General features: G+C 43.7%; 13 protein-coding genes. All 13 read left to right on the top strand.

The genetic code is table 11. The features are described 5' to 3' along the window. Positions 1–472 precede the first annotated feature (472 nt). Positions 473–1441, top strand: a complete 969-nt coding sequence (locus tag ACTNDQ_RS14310) for an LCP family protein (RefSeq protein WP_441064903.1) — start codon at positions 473–475, stop codon at positions 1439–1441. Positions 1442–1518: 77 nt separating this feature from the next. After that, positions 1519–2094 (top strand): YveK family protein, encoded by a 576-nt coding sequence (locus ACTNDQ_RS14305; RefSeq protein WP_441064902.1) that lies wholly within the window; start codon positions 1519–1521, stop codon positions 2092–2094. Then, positions 2087–2296: a hypothetical protein gene (locus ACTNDQ_RS14300; protein ID WP_279200542.1), complete on the top strand. Its 210-nt coding sequence runs from the start codon at positions 2087–2089 to the stop codon at positions 2294–2296. Before ACTNDQ_RS14305 ends, ACTNDQ_RS14300 begins: the two co-directional genes overlap by 8 nt. Further along, positions 2293–2640, top strand: coding sequence for an Ig-like domain-containing protein (locus tag ACTNDQ_RS14295; protein WP_441064901.1), 348 nt, complete (start codon positions 2293–2295; stop codon positions 2638–2640). Before ACTNDQ_RS14300 ends, ACTNDQ_RS14295 begins: the two co-directional genes overlap by 4 nt. 167 nt (positions 2641–2807) lie before the next feature. After that, on the top strand, positions 2808–4250 hold the full coding sequence (locus tag ACTNDQ_RS14290; RefSeq protein ID WP_441064900.1) for an efflux RND transporter periplasmic adaptor subunit: 1443 nt from the start codon (positions 2808–2810) through the stop codon (positions 4248–4250). After that, the gene (locus ACTNDQ_RS14285; protein WP_114002605.1) at positions 4247–4918 is read left to right on the top strand and encodes an ABC transporter ATP-binding protein; all 672 of its coding nucleotides are present in this window, start codon (positions 4247–4249) and stop codon (positions 4916–4918) included. The genes ACTNDQ_RS14290 and ACTNDQ_RS14285 overlap by 4 nt, the downstream gene beginning before the upstream one ends. A gap of 4 nt (positions 4919–4922) precedes the next feature. Then, on the top strand, positions 4923–7007 hold the full coding sequence (locus ACTNDQ_RS14280; RefSeq protein ID WP_441064899.1) for a hypothetical protein: 2085 nt from the start codon (positions 4923–4925) through the stop codon (positions 7005–7007). Positions 7008–7028: 21 nt separating this feature from the next. Beyond that, on the top strand, positions 7029–8291 hold the full coding sequence (locus ACTNDQ_RS14275) for an ABC transporter permease (RefSeq protein ID WP_021650388.1): 1263 nt from the start codon (positions 7029–7031) through the stop codon (positions 8289–8291). Positions 8292–8560: 269 nt separating this feature from the next. Then, positions 8561–10177: a phosphoenolpyruvate--protein phosphotransferase gene (gene ptsP / locus ACTNDQ_RS14270; protein WP_441064898.1), complete on the top strand. Its 1617-nt coding sequence runs from the start codon at positions 8561–8563 to the stop codon at positions 10175–10177. 299 nt (positions 10178–10476) lie between these two features. Next, on the top strand, positions 10477–11346 hold the full coding sequence (locus ACTNDQ_RS14265; protein ID WP_015524658.1) for a DegV family protein: 870 nt from the start codon (positions 10477–10479) through the stop codon (positions 11344–11346). 39 nt (positions 11347–11385) lie between these two features. Then, entirely contained in the window at positions 11386–13152 is a 1767-nt protein-coding gene (argS, locus tag ACTNDQ_RS14260; RefSeq protein WP_278796128.1) for an arginine--tRNA ligase, read from the top strand. 275 nt (positions 13153–13427) lie between these two features. After that, positions 13428–14669, top strand: coding sequence for a serine/threonine protein kinase (locus ACTNDQ_RS14255; RefSeq protein WP_441064897.1), 1242 nt, complete (start codon positions 13428–13430; stop codon positions 14667–14669). After that, positions 14647–15642, top strand: a complete 996-nt coding sequence (locus ACTNDQ_RS14250) for a hypothetical protein (protein WP_279201402.1) — start codon at positions 14647–14649, stop codon at positions 15640–15642. Before ACTNDQ_RS14255 ends, ACTNDQ_RS14250 begins: the two co-directional genes overlap by 23 nt. Positions 15643–15753: the final 111 nt, after the last annotated feature.

The raw sequence follows: 15753 nt of genomic DNA, 5'->3' as shown, positions 1-15753 counted from the left end.
CGCGATGTCCAAGAAAAGGGACGATATACCAATTGCTCCATCATTATACAGCTTAAGCAACAAGATGGATAATTCCTTACTGGCTGTAAGGGATATTAACCATAAATATATTGTAGTAGAAAAATGAAATATAATTACAAATATGTTACACAGGGTGAAACCGGATTATTATGGTGCTATAATAAAATCCGTTTTTGCGGAATTTTTTTATCCGCTTGATTCAAAGCAGAGCTTATAACGAATGAAATATAGGAGGGGACAGGATGTCAAAGAAAACAGCAGTAGTGCTTAGTTGTGTGATATTTGTGCTTCTGATAGTGTTGATGATCTGTGAAGTAATGAATCCTGCAGGCGGACCAGCACTTTTAAGGAAGATTTTCTGATAAGAAGATACATCCTGCTGAACATAAAGTATTAAAAAACTGGAGTGAGATTTATGTCCCAATACAGAAAAAAACAGGACAAAAAAAGATTGTACAAAGGTATAGCGATCGCAGCGGTGGTTCTCGCAGCAGGAACTGTTTTTGTCAATATTATACTGGGAATGGCAGATCATCATACTGTAGATCAGGGCAACAATACTGTGACCGAGGAAAAAGTTGTATATAATGATCAGAGTTATGTTCCGAAAGGAAATCTGGAAACATATCTGATAGCCGGAATCGACGATCCTGGCAAGGTACAGGAAGTAACTGAATATGACGGTACCGGCCAGTGTGATGTTCTGGTTGTTATTGTGAGAGACAGAAGTACAGACACATGCAAGCTTCTTTCTGTTGACCGGAATACTGTCACACCTGTCAGAAGCATTGCTGATGACGGAACCTATCTGGCAACAACAGATATCCAGCTGTCCCTTGCGCATTCCATGGGGCTTGATCAGAATATGAGGGCTGAAAACACGGTGGATGCAGTGTCCACTCTTCTGAAGGGACAGAAGATCGATGGCTATGCAATGATCAACATGAGTGCGATCCAGGTAGTGAATGATATGGTCGGAGGTGTGACTGTTACCATCGAGGATGATTTTTCGGAGAGAGATCCTTCTCTGAAAAAAGGTGAAACAGTTAAGCTGATGGGAGCGCATGCTGAAAATTATGTCAGAGGCAGAATGGATGTTGCGGATGGCACTAACCAGAACCGCATGCAGCGTCAGAATGATTATGAAGAGGCATTTAAACCTGCTTTCAGATCCAAATGTGATTCAGACAGTAAATTTCCATTGCAGGTATATCATGCACTTGAGGACTATATGACTACCAATATCGGCGCAAAGAAGTTCTGCCGTCTGGCACTTCTTCTGTCAGATAACAAAAAAGATGACAGAGTTTCCATAAGTGGAACTTACGGTTCGGACGAGGAAGGCTGGCAGACGTTTGCGCCTGATGATGACAGTCTGCAGCAGGCTGTCCTGGAGCTGTTTTATAAAAAAAAGGATTAAAAGAAAAATCCAGGTGCAGGCCACCTGCGGAAATATAAAACAAGGAGAAAAGCTATGAATCAACGGCAAAACTTTATGTGGTTTCAACATCTGATGATTCAGTTGTCAATCTGAATGATCTGAATCTGGGAACTTCGCTGACATCCGATTATGAAGAGCTGATGTTCAGTTACCCGGTACTGAACCGTGTAATCGAGAAACTGAAACTCGATATGGATTACGAAGATCTTGCGAAGCTGTATACACTGAACAATCCGTCCGATACGCGTGTGCTCCAGATCACAGCAACAACAACAGATCCTCAGTTGTCTATGGACCTTGCAGAGACAATGGCAGAGGAAGCTGTTTCCTATCTGCCGGATACAATGAGTACCAAGGCCCCGAATATTGCACAGCATGCAAAACTACCTGAACACAAGGCTGCACCAAGCTATTTCAAATTTACGGTGATAGGAGGACTTCTGGGTCTTCTCATCTGTGCAGGTATCCTGATCGTCAGATATCTGATGGATGATACGATCCATACGGCAGAAGAAATGGAAAAATATTTTGGCCTTGTGCCGCTGACTACGATTCCTGAAAGCAGTAAGGTGAAAAGCTATGACGGAGAGGAAGAGTATGGCAGCAGAAAAAGGAGAAAGAGAAATGAATAAACTGAAAGTAGTGTTTCCGGATCTTCCCTATGCAGTAGAAGAGGCAATGAACCGTCTCAGGATCAATGTTAAATTCTGTGGCAAAAACACAAAAAAGATCCTTCTTACAAGCTGCATGCCAAATGAAGGTAAAAGTACTGTTTCCTCATATCTCTGGAAGATGCTTGCAGAAGCAGGTTTTACAAGTATGGACAGAGTATGAAAACCGCCGGTAAAAAAACAGTTTATATCAACGGTATCGGCCGTTATGCAGGTTTCTATAAAACTGTAGCATATACGATCAACCCTGCTGTTCAGAAAAATGTAAAAGTTTCCAGGAGCAGTGTTGCAGTTAAAAGAGGAAAAGCTACAACCATCAAGCTTACAAAGGCAAAAGCTGCAAAAGCAACATGGACTTCCAGCAACTCCAAAGCTGTAAAAGTAAGTAAAACAGGTAAGATCACAGTAGCAAAAAATGCTAAAAAAGGCAAATATACTGTAAAAGTTACTGTTAAGCTGGCTAATCACAAGACTGTAACAAGGACAGTTAAAATAACAGTTAAATAATCATTATTACATAAAAAAATCTCCTGGCCACGAAGGGGATTTTTTTTTATGAAAAATCTGTGAAATCTGCATCGTTTTCTTCAGGGACTTTTCTTTTTAGAGTGAATCTGCTATGATGTTTGAAGCAACAGATAGTTTCAGTACGATGCTGAGAAAAGGGGACAGATATGAAAAAACGTATTTTGATCGCACTTGGAGTCCTTGTACTTGCAGCCGGTATCGGAGCCGGTGGATGGTATTATTATACACATCATGCAGGGTCCGCAGGAGGCAGCGATATTGTATATGTAACAAAGATAAGCAAGCTTTCGGAAATGGATTCAGGAGTGGAAAACCGATATGCAGGTGTTGTGGAACCGCAGGAAACGGTTCAGGTAAAGATCGAAAGCGGCCGAAAGGTAAAAGAAGTTCAGGTAAAGACCGGTCAGGAAGTCAAGAAAGGGCAGCTTCTTTTTCAGTATGATCTTGGAAGTATCCAGCAAAGTCTTCAGGAAGCACAGCTGGCCTTGGACCGCCTGAAAAACGAACAGTTAAGTATATCTGATCAGATCACTACACTGGAAGCTGAGAAAAAGAAAGCTACAGCAGATAATCAGCTTTCCTATACAATAGAGATCGAAACACAGAAAATGAATCTCAAGAAGAATGAATATGATCAGAAAAGCAAACAGGCAGAGATCGATAAGCTTTCCCAGGCAACGCAGAATACCGAGGTGCGCAGTGAGATCGATGGAGTGATCCAGAAGATCGATACCTCCAAGATGGGCGGTGATGATTCTGAGGGCGTGGAGGATACGCTGACAGAAGGCACGACGGATTCCACAGATTCCAGTTCCGGAGACAGCTCCGGCAATGCATTTATCACGATCCTGAGTACAGGTGCTTATCGTGTAAAGGGAACGGTAAATGAAATAAACCGTGATTCGATCATAGAAGGAACTCCTGTGATCATTCGTTCCAGAGTGGATTCTTCAAAAACCTGGAAGGGCACCATGGGCTCTGTTGACCTGGATAATTCTACCAGCAACAGCAGTTCGGATATGGCAATGTTCGGAATGTCCAGTGCCAGTGATGATCAGACATCATCCAGTACCTATCCGTTTTATGTGAATCTGGATTCATCTGAGGGTCTGATGCTGGGGCAGCATGTGTATATTGAACCGGACGAAGGACAGGATGAGAAAAAGTCCGGTATCTGGCTGAACGATTATTTTATCGTGGATGCGGATACAGACAGCCCATATGTCTGGATCGCAAACGGTCAGAACAAGCTGGAGAAGAGAGATGTCATATTAGGACAGTATGATGAAGATCTTGGGGAATATGAGATCGCAGACGGACTTTCTGAAAAAGATAAGATCGCATTTCCGACAGATGAGCTGAAAGAAGATATGTCTGTCACAGAAGGTACTGCAGATCAGACTACAGCGGCTATGTGGGATGATTCTGAGGATGATGAAGGTTTTGATGATTCTGCGTACACGGAAAGTGATGGCCCAGAGCCTGAAATGATCGAAGATGGAGCGATCGACAGTGACATGATGGATGCGACAGACGATATTTCTTCGGGAGATGACCTTGTTCCGATGGAAGGAGCGCCGACAGAATGATTTTGGATTTAAAAGGAATATATAAGGATTATCAACAGGGGAAAATGACGGTACCTGTATTGAAAGAGGTAGATTTTTCCATGGAGGAGGGAGAATATGTGGCGATCATGGGACCTTCCGGTTCCGGAAAGACTACACTGATGAATATTATCGGATGTCTGGATAAACCTACCAAGGGAACTTTTCTCCTGAATGGAGAAGATATTGCCAAATGTACAGAGAATGAGATGTCAGATATCCGTCTGAAAACGATCGGATTTGTATTTCAGAGCTTTCATCTCCTTCCAAGGCAGAGTGCGCTGACAAATGTGGAACTGCCGCTGAATTATGCAAGGGTTCCCAAAAAGGAGCGCCGGGAACGTGCACGAAAAGCTCTGGAGCGTGTAGGCCTTGCCGACAGGGTGGATTTTAAGCCCAACCAGCTTTCCGGAGGACAGATGCAGAGAGTGGCTATTGCAAGAGCAATCGTAAACAATCCCAAGCTTTTGCTGGCAGATGAGCCTACCGGGGCACTGGATACGAAATCGGGAGCACAGGTTATGGAACTGTTTCAGAAGCTGAACGATGAGGGAGTTTCTGTGCTGATGATCACACATGACCCGGAGATCGCGGCACATGCCAAACGGGTTGTTATGATCCGTGACGGTGAGCTGCAGGAAAAGAGGTGATAGAATGAAAGTGGTGAAGAGAGTGATCGTTGGTGTACTGGTTGCGGCATTGGCAGCCGGAGGAATCTACACAGGGCTTATGCATGTGAAAGAATCCAAGGTAACAGAGGTGCCGGTAACCAGCGTCAGCAATCTTCAGACGGACTGGTATTCGGAGACAACACTGGATGGAACCATCACCACGAATGTTTCTCAGAATGTAAATATGGATAAAGATATGATCATCGAGAAAATATATGTATCCCAGGGTGATGATGTAAAAAAAGGCGATAATCTGATCTCCTTTGATATGACACTTGTAGAGATGGAACTGAATATTGCAAAGCTGAAACAGCAGAAGCAGGAGCAGGATCTGACCAAAGCACAGAACCGTCTGACAAGTCTTCAGAATGGAGGTCCCATCGAAGACAGTACAGACAGTACTGATGATACGGACCTGAATCTTACAGGTGGTGATACAGGAGGTGACGGAGAAATGACAAATACCGATACACCTTCCGGAAGTGACGGAGACGAGGATATGCAGTCAACTACCGGTTCCGCGGCTACTGCAGATGGCAGCTATCTTGCAGCGGCTTCCTCCAGGCCATTACTTCTCAGTGCCTTTACAGATACAGAAGGAGATCTTGAAGATTCTGCAGAGGAAGTTACCGAAGAAATGCCGTCCGGAGAAACGACGGATAGTGAAACAGAGCAGATGACCGGAGATGACACAGCGGATATGGAAGAGGATACAACTGCATCCGATGAGGATCTGATCATGGATCCGACCTACCAGGATCCTACTGCCAATGATATTACAGACGGAGAGACTACGGACTGGGGTTCCGGAGAAGATGACACCCCAACGGTATCTCCGACACCGACTCCCACACTGGGACCCAATGAGCTTCCTGATCCCAATATAACAGAACCGGAAATTCCGGGGATCACAGATGGTGAACCGGAATTTTATCAGAAGCTGGATTATACTTCTCAGCCGTTTGCAGGAACCGGTACGGAAGAAGATCCCTATGTTTTTCTTGTAAGCAGTGCCAAAGGCAAAGTTACGGTGATGGGATCCTTTTTTAACAGAATGGCGGGATACAGTGAGGATGGAACCAAAGTGGTCCAGAAAGGCGGCAGCTGGTTCCAGCTGGAGTTTCATGAGAATGATACCATTGCTGATTTTCAGGACAGAACACTTTCCTGTACAGGATATTATCTGATCGATGGAAGTCTTCTTGAAAATCCGGTATATATGTATGCGGAAACAGAATTTACACTGGACGAGGCTTCCAAATATGACAACAATGATGATGAGATACCGGATGACAGCGGTGATGGAGATGACGGTACTGATGGCACAACCATGTCAAGAGAGGATGCGATCAAGATCCAGAAAAACAAGATCGCAAGTTTGAAACTGGATATTGAGGAAAATAATCTGAATATCACCAAGCTGGAGAACAAAATAAAAAATAAGCTGATAACAAGCAAACTGGATGGAACGGTTGCTTACATCGGAGATGAAGTCACAGGTTCTTATAATGGAGATGCTTTTCTGAAAGTAAAAAGCAAAGATGGTTTTTATGTTACCGGAACAGTCAGCGAACTGATGCTGGATCAGATGAAGGAGGGAACACTTCTTCAGTGTACCAGTTATAATTCCGGCAGCTTTGAGGCGAAGGTACTGAATGTATCCGATTACCCGGTGGATTCTTCAAATGCTTATTATTATGGTGGAGATTCTAATCCCAATGTATCGTATTACACCTTTAATGCAGAGATCACAGATCGTTCGTTGCAGTTTACCGACCAGGATTATGTGACGGTATCTCTGAAGTCAAATAAACTTGCCGAAGGCAGTATGGTTGTGATGAAGGCATTTATCCGTACGGAAAATGGAACCAGCTATGTATACAAAGACGTGAAGGGAACACTGAAAAAGCAGCAGATCACAGTGGGAAGCATTGTGAACAGCGGATATTATGCAGTTGTAACTTCAGGTCTGAAATCCGATGATCTTCTTGCTTTCCCATATGGTGATGCCGTGAAGGAGGGAGCCAAGACAAAAGAAGTGACTTTGGATGATATGTACAATGAATAAATAACAGGAAGGAGAAATTTCATGTTTGAAAATATACGCCTGGCTTTTCAGGGAATATGGTCACATAAGATGAGATCCTTTCTGACCATGCTGGGTATTATTATTGGTATTGCATCTATTATTGCAATTGTATCTACGATCAAAGGTACCAGTGAGCAGATCAAGGAAGATCTGATCGGGTCCGGAAACAATACCGTACAGGTTATGCTCTATGACGGAGACAGTACATATGATATGGATTATGGTTCTTACGGAAGCTCGGCCACACCGCCGGTTATTTCTGATTCCCAGAAAACGGCGATCGGAGACTTGGATCATGTGATCAGTTCTACATTTTATTACAGCAGCCAGTCTGCCAGTGTTTATTATAAAAACACAAGCTTTCAGGGCGGAACCGTGTACGGGATCGACAGCAATTATCTGAAAACGATGGGATACCTGGTCCAGTCCGGGCGGGGATTTGTACAAAAAGATTATGACAGCTACCGAAAGGTTGCTCTTGTGGATTCCAATGCTGCACAGAATATTTTCGGAAGTGAGAGCCCGGTAGGGAAAACCATTGAGGTGGGATCAGAACCGTATATCATTGTAGGTGTGATCACTCAGAGTGAGGACAGCATGCCGAAGATCAATACGATTTCTGAGTACGAGGAATATTCGCAGACGATCATGGGAAGCGTGATGATCCCGGATACTACCTGGCCTGTTGCATTTAAATTTGATCAGCCGCAAAATGTGACAGTCCGTGCAGACAGCACAGATAATATGAGTTCTGTAGGAAAAGCAGCAGAGGATATTCTGAATACAGGAATCCAGAATGAAAAAAACAAATCGAACTTTAAATATAAAGCGGAAGACATTATGGAGAAGGTCAAGAATCTCCAGAAGCTCAGCGAAAGTACCAATCAGCAGCTGATCTGGATCGCAAGTATCTCCCTGCTTGTTGGTGGTATCGGTGTTATGAATATCATGCTTGTATCTGTCACAGAACGTACCAGCGAGATCGGACTGAAAAAAGCTATCGGAGCAAGAAAAAAAGTGATCCTGGGACAGTTTCTGACGGAAGCTTCGGTGCTGACCAGTATCGGAGGAATCATTGGTGTGGTCCTTGGGATCATCCTGTCAAAAATGGTGTCTCAGGTGTCAGGAGCACCAACAGCTATTAGCGTTCCGGCAATTATCGGTTCTGTGGTATTTTCCATGCTGATCGGTCTGATCTTCGGACTTCTCCCATCTGTAAAGGCAGCTAATCTTAATCCGATTGATGCCCTTCGCAGTGAATAAAAAGATATACATACATATAGCATCTGCAATTTCCGGAAGGATTCCGGCGGCAGATGCTTATTTTTATATCTGAAAGTATTGTTCAGGTTTTATGAAGCTCTGCGGTCTTTATTTTGTCACTTTTGCTGTATATATGACAAAAAAAGAAAGTATAAATAGAGTTTTTACAGGTTTTTTAGAGATCATAAAAAAATCGTGGCAGAATCTTTGGATAGTGTGATATAATACGTCATAAGTGGGCAAATATAAAAACAGAAGGAGATAATTTCATGAAGGTTTTGGAAGGTAAATCTGTATTTTCCGGTATTGCGATCGGTAAGATCTCAATCCTCCAGAAAGTTGACGCCAGTGTTAAACGTGTTCACGTGGAGGATCCGGAAGAAGAGGTAAAGCGTGTGGAGGCAGCCAGAGAGCAGGCTGTGGTACAGCTTCAGAAGCTTTATGACAAGGCTCTTCAGGAAGTTGGAGAGTCCGGAGCGGCAATCTTTGAGGTTCATCAGATGATGCTGGATGATGATGACTATCTGGATTCCATCCACAACATTATCCGTACAGAGTCTGTAAATGCAGAATATGCGGTTGCAACAACTGGTGATAACTTCTCATCAATGTTCGCACAGATGGACGATGATTATATGAAAGCAAGAGCAGCTGATGTAAAGGATATCTCAGACCGTCTGGTACGTGTGCTTTCCGGCCATGGAGATGGAGAGCTTGAAGCATCCGAGCCGGTGATCGTAGTTGCAGAGGATCTTGCACCAAGTGAGACTGTACAGATGGATAAGAGTAAGGTTCTTGCTTTTGTCACAAGAAAAGGTTCTTCTAACTCACATACTGCGATTCTTGCGAGAACCATGAATATTCCGGCGCTGATCAATATTGAATACGATGAGTCCATGGACGGTAAGATGGCAGTCGTAGACGGAAAGAGCGGAAATCTGATCGTTGGGCCGGATGCAGAGACCCTAAAAAAATATGAGGATATGCGTGCCGATGAACTTGCACAGCGTGCAATGCTTAAAGAGCTGAAAGGTAAAGAAACTGTTACCAAGAGCGGTCGTAAGCTCCACCTTTATGCCAACATCGGAAGTACAGGTGATGTTGCGAATGTACTTGCCAATGATGCGGAAGGCATCGGACTTTTCCGAAGTGAGTTCGTATACCTGGAAAAAGAAGACTATCCTACAGAGGAAGAGCAGTTCCAGGTTTACAAGACCGTAGCTCAGAATATGGCCGGCAAAAAAGTTATCATTCGTACTCTGGATATCGGAGCGGACAAGCAGATCGATTATTTCAATATGGCGCATGAGGAGAACCCTGCAATGGGATATCGTGCGATCCGTATCTGTCTGGACCGTCCGGAAGTATTTAAGACACAGCTGAGAGCACTTTTCCGCGCAAGCATGTTCGGAAATATTTCCATCATGTATCCGATGATCATCTCTGTAACAGAGGTGAAGCAGATCAAGGCCATTGTAGCAGAAGTAAAAGCAGAGCTTAAGGAACAGGGGATCCCGTTCCGTGATGACGTGGAGCAGGGTATCATGATCGAGACTCCGGCAGCTGTTATGATCAGTGATCTTCTTGCAAAAGAGGTTGATTTCTTTAGTATCGGAACCAATGATCTGACCCAGTATACACTGGCTATTGACCGTCAGAATGCAAAGCTTGACAACATTTATGATTCCCATCATGAGGCAGTTCTCCGTATGATCCAGATGGTTGTGGATAATGCACACAAAGAAGGTATCTGGGCCGGAATCTGTGGTGAGCTTGGTGCGGACACTACACTTACTGAGAGATTTGTAGAGATGGGACTGGATGAGTTGTCCGTATCTCCGACATTTGTTCTTCCGGTTCGAAAGATCGTAAGAGAAATGAAATAAGACACAGATCATAAATAGATAAGGATATTTTTGATAAATAGTGTGACAGCTGCTGTGCATAAATATTTGTATGGCAGCTGTTTTTTTTTAGTTACTGTTTGCGGTTACTGTTTACTGGTAATATTCCGCGAGGTGTTTTTTGTGAGCGAAGGTCACAGAAAATTTCCAATTGTGATATAGAAAAAAATATGATACACTAACATCATGGCTTTCTACAACAGTTCAAAGAATTAGTTCATCAGGGGCTGATGCATTAATTCTTTGAACTGTGAGATAACAGACCAGGAGGAGAGAAAAGAATGGGTAAAATTGCCATTGTAACAGACAGCAACAGCGGTATCACACAGGCCCAGGCCGAAGAGCTTGGCGTTTATGTGATACCGATGCCGTTTTATATTAATGAAAAAATGTATCTTGAAGGTGTAACTCTCACACAGGAAGAGTTTTATGAGAAGCTTAAGAAGGATGAACCGATCTCCACATCTCAGCCAAGTCCGGCTGATCTCTGTGATCTGTGGGACAAGCTTCTGAGAGATTATGAGGAAATCGTTCATATTCCGATGTCAAGCGGACTGAGTGCATCCTGTTCTACTGCAATGGGACTTGCTATTGATTATAATGGTCGTGTTCAGGTAGTGGACAATCAGCGGATTTCCGTAACACAGAGACAGTCTGTAATGGATGCTAAGATGCTTGCCGAGGCAGGAAAAAGTGCTGCAGAGATCAAGAAGATCCTTACAGATCAGAAACTCGATTCCAGTATTTATATCACACTTGACACCCTGAAATATCTGAAAAAAGGTGGCAGGATCACACCGGCAGCAGCAGCCATCGGAACGGTTCTGAACCTGAAGCCTGTACTTCAGATCCAGGGAGAGAAGCTGGATGCCTACGCCAAGGTCCGTGGCAAGAAGCAGGCCAAACGTGCCATGCTGAAGGCAATGAAGAATGATTGGGAAACACGTTTTAAGGAATACGCATCTGACGGTGAGATGTGTCTTCAGGCTGCTTATACAGGAAATCTGGAAGAAGCAGAAGAATTTAAAAAAGAGATCCAGGAGGTATTTCCGGGAATGGAGATACATATGGATCCCCTTTCTTTAAGTGTTGCCTGCCATATCGGTTATGGTGCCCTTGCGGTCGCATGTTCAAGAAAAGTGACGTTATAAGCATAAAATACAGAAACAAAGATATGAGGAGTTTGAAACATGAAGAAGATTATGGAACAGATGGCGGAAGAACTTTCCGCAGCATTTGAAAAAGCAGGTTATGATCCGTCCTACGGAAAAGTTACTGTTTCCAACAGACCGGACTTATGTGAGTATCAGTGTAACGGTGCTATGGCAGGAGCCAAAGCATATCACAAGGCACCGTTTATGATCGCTGATGATGTGGTAGCACAGCTGTCAGACAGCCGGATCTTTTCCAGAGCAGAAGTTGTAAAGCCTGGATTTATCAACCTGGATGTGAACCCGGAATTTGTTGCAGAATACATGAATAAGATGGCAGAGGACGAGAAGCTTTCTGTTGAGACTGCCAAGAATCCGAAGACGATCATTATCGACTATGGCGGACCAAACGTTGCCAAGCCGCTTCACGTAGGACATCTCCGTTCTGCGATCATCGGTGAGAGCATCAAGCGTATCGGACGTTTTGTAGGACATAAGGTGATCGGTGATGTACATCTTGGAGACTGGGGCCTTCAGATGGGACTGATCATCACCGAGCTGAAACACCGGAAACCGGAGCTGGTATATTTTGATGACAGCTTTACCGGTGAATATCCGGCAGAAGCACCGTTTACTATCAGCGAGCTGGAAGAGATCTATCCATGTGCCAGTGGGAAGTCCAAAGAGGATGAGGCTTACCGTAATGAGGCACTTGAGGCAACCCATCTTCTTCAGCAGGGAAAACAGGGATATATGGCTCTCTGGAATCACATCATGAATGTATCTGTAACAGACCTTAAGAGAAACTATGCGAATCTGAACGTAGATTTTGACCTCTGGAAAAAAGAATCCGATGCACAGCCATACATTCCGGATATGGTAGAGGATATGAAGAAGCGAGGATTTGCCTATGAGGATCAGGGCGCTCTTGTTGTAGATGTAAAAGAAGAGAGTGATACCAAGGAGATCCCTCCATGTATGCTTCTGAAATCAGACGGAGCTTCTCTCTATACGACCACAGACCTTGCTACTATCGTAGAGCGTATGAAACTCTTTCAGCCGGATGAGATCCTTTATGTTGTTGACAAGCGTCAGGAGCTGCATTTTATCCAGGTATTCCGCTGCGCAAGAAAAACAGGTCTTGTAAATCCGGAAACCAAGCTTTCCTTCCTTGGTTTCGGTACCATGAATGGAAAAGACGGTAAACCGTTTAAGACAAGAGAAGGCGGTGTTATGCGTCTGGAGAACCTGATCGCAGACATTGATGAGGAAATGTACCGCAAGATCGTGGAGAATCGCAGTGTAAAAGATAAAGATGCAAAGGATACTGCCAAGATCGTAGGACTTTCCGCAATCAAATACGGAGATCTTTCCAACCAGGCGACCAAGGATTACATCTTTGATGTTGACCGCTTTACATCCTTTGAGGGAAATACAGGTCCGTATATCCTTTATACTATCGTTCGTATTAAGTCGATCCTGAACCGTTATGTACAGGAGGGAGGAGATTTAAGTACAGGTAAGATCCTTCCGGCAGTCAATGCCAGTGAGAAGAACCTGATGCTTCAGCTTTCCGGCTTTGCGGCAATGGTTGAGAACGCTTTTGAAGAAAAAGCACCACATAAGATCTGTGCATATATCTATGAGGTATCCAATGCATTTAACAGCTTTTACCATGAGACCAAGATCTTAAGCGAAGAGGATCAGGCACAGAAGGAATCCTTCCTTCAGCTGCTCCAGCTTACAAGAAGAGTGCTTGAGACAAGCATCGATCTTCTTGGATTCTCTGCACCGGATCGTATGTAAGGTATAGCTTTGCAGATACAAACACTATGAATAATGACAGACCGCCGGATAAAGAGACATTTTTGTCTGCTATATTCGGCGGACTTTTTTATATAGAAAGTTCTTTGCAAAAAGAACAGGACGTGCTATAATAGGACTTATCCTAAACGAGGGCAGATCACGAATTTCTGCCTGACCATAAGTTATCTGATTTTTTTCAAACCGGAATTCACCGGATTATCCCAAATCAATAAGAAACGTAATTATAAATATTGTCTGACAGAAATGAGAGGAAGGTGATCTGTCTGATCGGAAATGTTCTGAAAGAACGTTATTGCATTGTAGAACAAATTGGACATGGCGGAGGTGGAAGCCTTTATCTGGCAAAAGATATGGAGCTTGGTATCTGCCGTGCAGTGAAAGAGATACCGATCGCAAAGAAAAAAGAAGCCAGACTCATGCAGCATCTGGAATATCCTGCAATACCGAAGATTATCGATTATGTGGAAACAGGGGAGTACTGTTATCTGATCATGGAATATATCAAGGGTCAGTCACTGGGAGAACTTCTCCGTTCAGGAAAACGGTTTTCTTTACAGGAAATCCTTGCCCTGGGAAAGGAGATTGCCAGAGTATTGGAATATCTTCACAGTCGGAAGCCACCGGTCTGTTACGGGGACCTGAAACCGGATAATCTTATGTTTTCTGAAACCGGGCATCTGTATCTGATAGATCTTGGAAGTGCCATGTTCGATCATGGAAAAAGAAAACAGATCTGTGAAGGAACGAAAGGCTATGCGGCGCCGGAGCAGTATCAGGGCTACTTAAGACCGGGAAGTGATATTTATGCTCTGGGGAAGACCCTGGAAAAGCTTTGCGGAAAAAAGAAATGGCAGTGGTTTTTATATCCGGATTTTTTCTGGCTTCTGTTCCGATGTACCAGAAAACAGGAAAAATACAGATATTCGGATATGTCAGTGGTTCAGAAGAAAATCCAAAAGCTGGAAAACAGATATCGGATGATCACTTGGAGAAAACGATTTCTGGAAGCGGCAGCTGCAGGGATTCTGATAGGAACACTGATCTTGATAGCAGGATTGCTGAAAACGGAAGAATTTTCTGTGGCGATCTCAGAAGTAACAGATTTGTATTACGAAGCCAGACAGTATCCGGAAGACTCAAAAGATCGGGAAAAGTGCTGTATGGCAGCGGAAAAGAGACTCCAGAGGTTAAGTAGAAATTATGGGGAAAAAGAACAGCAGCGTCGTATTGAGCTATTGCTGGCATGGAATGCGGAGCTTTTGTGTGAACCGGAAAAAGCGGCTTTATATTATGAAAATCTTCTTCTGTATGATGCAGAATATCCTGTGGCCTACGGGGAATATGGGATGTTTCTTATTCGGACCGGTCAGAAAGAGGCCAGCAGAAAGCTGTGGGAAGATTATAAAGAGAAAGAAAAAGCGGAATTACTGGATGACAGTGAAAGCAGAAATCTGCAGCTTTGGGAGGAAATCAATGAGAAAAAGAAGAGAAAGTGATCAGAAAAAACCAAAAGAAATGAAAATTACTAGTAGGAAAACCTGTTTTATTGTTTTGTTTCTGCTGGTCTTATGCAGCTGGATGATCCCTTCCATTGCTGTCTATGGATTTGATGTGTCAGGAATGGATAGTTTTGATACCGGCGGATTTGATATGAATGTGGGAGAAGGAACCGGACAGCTGCCGGAAGACTGGGAAGAAAGCTATGCAGGAGAAGGAAGTGATGATAGTAATTGGAACAGAGAAGAAGGAAATACTGAGGAGTATTCCGCTGCCTGGGCAGAATCAGAGAATGATCAGGAGGAGTCTGCACAATGGAATTTAGATTTTCAGACAGATGAGGTACGTTCTCAGGAAGAAAGCTTTATGGAAAATGGAAATACTGCGGCAGAAGATCCGGGGGTCGGGGGAGAAGGCTATGAAGTTCAGGAACCGGATATCAGACAAGATGAAAATCCGGGGATAACTATTCCGGAAGAAGCAGAGATAGCTGATACACCTGCGGAAAAACTGACGGAAACGCCGATACCAACAAAACTGCCAATACTGACTGAACAACCGATCCCCATACAGACAGTGGCAGCAAGTCCATCTGTAACGTTGACTCAAAAACCAGTTCGAAAGTCAGTGACAGATGCATCAAAGAGGGAGAAGAAGCAAAATCCGGCATTATCTTACTATCGGACAGAACCAACAGGAACGTCGGATAGGAAAAAAGAAAAAGAGCAAAAACCGGTGATCCGAATGAAAACAGACGGTAACAGGATCCGGATAGAGATCAGTCCGGATATTCCGTTCCAGATCCTTTCATTTCGGATCAATGGAAAAGAATGTGATTTTTACTGGCAAGGAAAAAAGCTTCTGGCGGAATTACCGAAAAAAAGCAGAAAACCCTGGAAAGCAGAACTCATGGGTTTTGTGAAATCCGGGAAGCTGTACTATGAAACCATGGACTTACCAGAAAAACAGTGATACAATAGGCATACTTACTGACTCAAACTTCCCACACCAATAAGGTGTGCTGAACCTTGAAAATCCAATATTTCAGCCAATAAAAAAGGCATAAATACAATCCTTTGGTAT

Origin of the sequence: Blautia massiliensis (ex Liu et al. 2021) (assembly GCF_052064225.1) — a bacterium.
Taxonomy (GTDB): Bacteria; Bacillota; Clostridia; order Lachnospirales; family Lachnospiraceae; genus Blautia_A; species Blautia_A fusiformis.
Note: the sequence above shows the minus strand (reverse complement) of the source record. Positions and strands in the feature narration are given on the sequence as shown.

Excerpts from the sequence above, each read along its gene's own strand:
- ACTNDQ_RS14295 (WP_441064901.1), top strand. The coding sequence starts at position 2,293 with ATGAAAACCGCCGGTAAAAAAACAGTTTATATCAACGGTATCGGCCGT.
- ACTNDQ_RS14290 (WP_441064900.1), top strand. The coding sequence starts at position 2,808 with ATGAAAAAACGTATTTTGATCGCACTTGGAGTCCTTGTACTTGCAGCC.
- ACTNDQ_RS14280 (WP_441064899.1), top strand. The coding sequence starts at position 4,923 with ATGAAAGTGGTGAAGAGAGTGATCGTTGGTGTACTGGTTGCGGCATTG.
- argS (WP_278796128.1), top strand. The coding sequence starts at position 11,386 with ATGAAGAAGATTATGGAACAGATGGCGGAAGAACTTTCCGCAGCATTT.
- ACTNDQ_RS14300 (WP_279200542.1), top strand. The coding sequence starts at position 2,087 with ATGAATAAACTGAAAGTAGTGTTTCCGGATCTTCCCTATGCAGTAGAA.
- ACTNDQ_RS14250 (WP_279201402.1), top strand. The coding sequence starts at position 14,647 with ATGAGAAAAAGAAGAGAAAGTGATCAGAAAAAACCAAAAGAAATGAAA.
- ACTNDQ_RS14275 (WP_021650388.1), top strand. The coding sequence starts at position 7,029 with ATGTTTGAAAATATACGCCTGGCTTTTCAGGGAATATGGTCACATAAG.
- ACTNDQ_RS14265 (WP_015524658.1), top strand. The coding sequence starts at position 10,477 with ATGGGTAAAATTGCCATTGTAACAGACAGCAACAGCGGTATCACACAG.
- ACTNDQ_RS14285 (WP_114002605.1), top strand. The coding sequence starts at position 4,247 with ATGATTTTGGATTTAAAAGGAATATATAAGGATTATCAACAGGGGAAA.
- ptsP (WP_441064898.1), top strand. The coding sequence starts at position 8,561 with ATGAAGGTTTTGGAAGGTAAATCTGTATTTTCCGGTATTGCGATCGGT.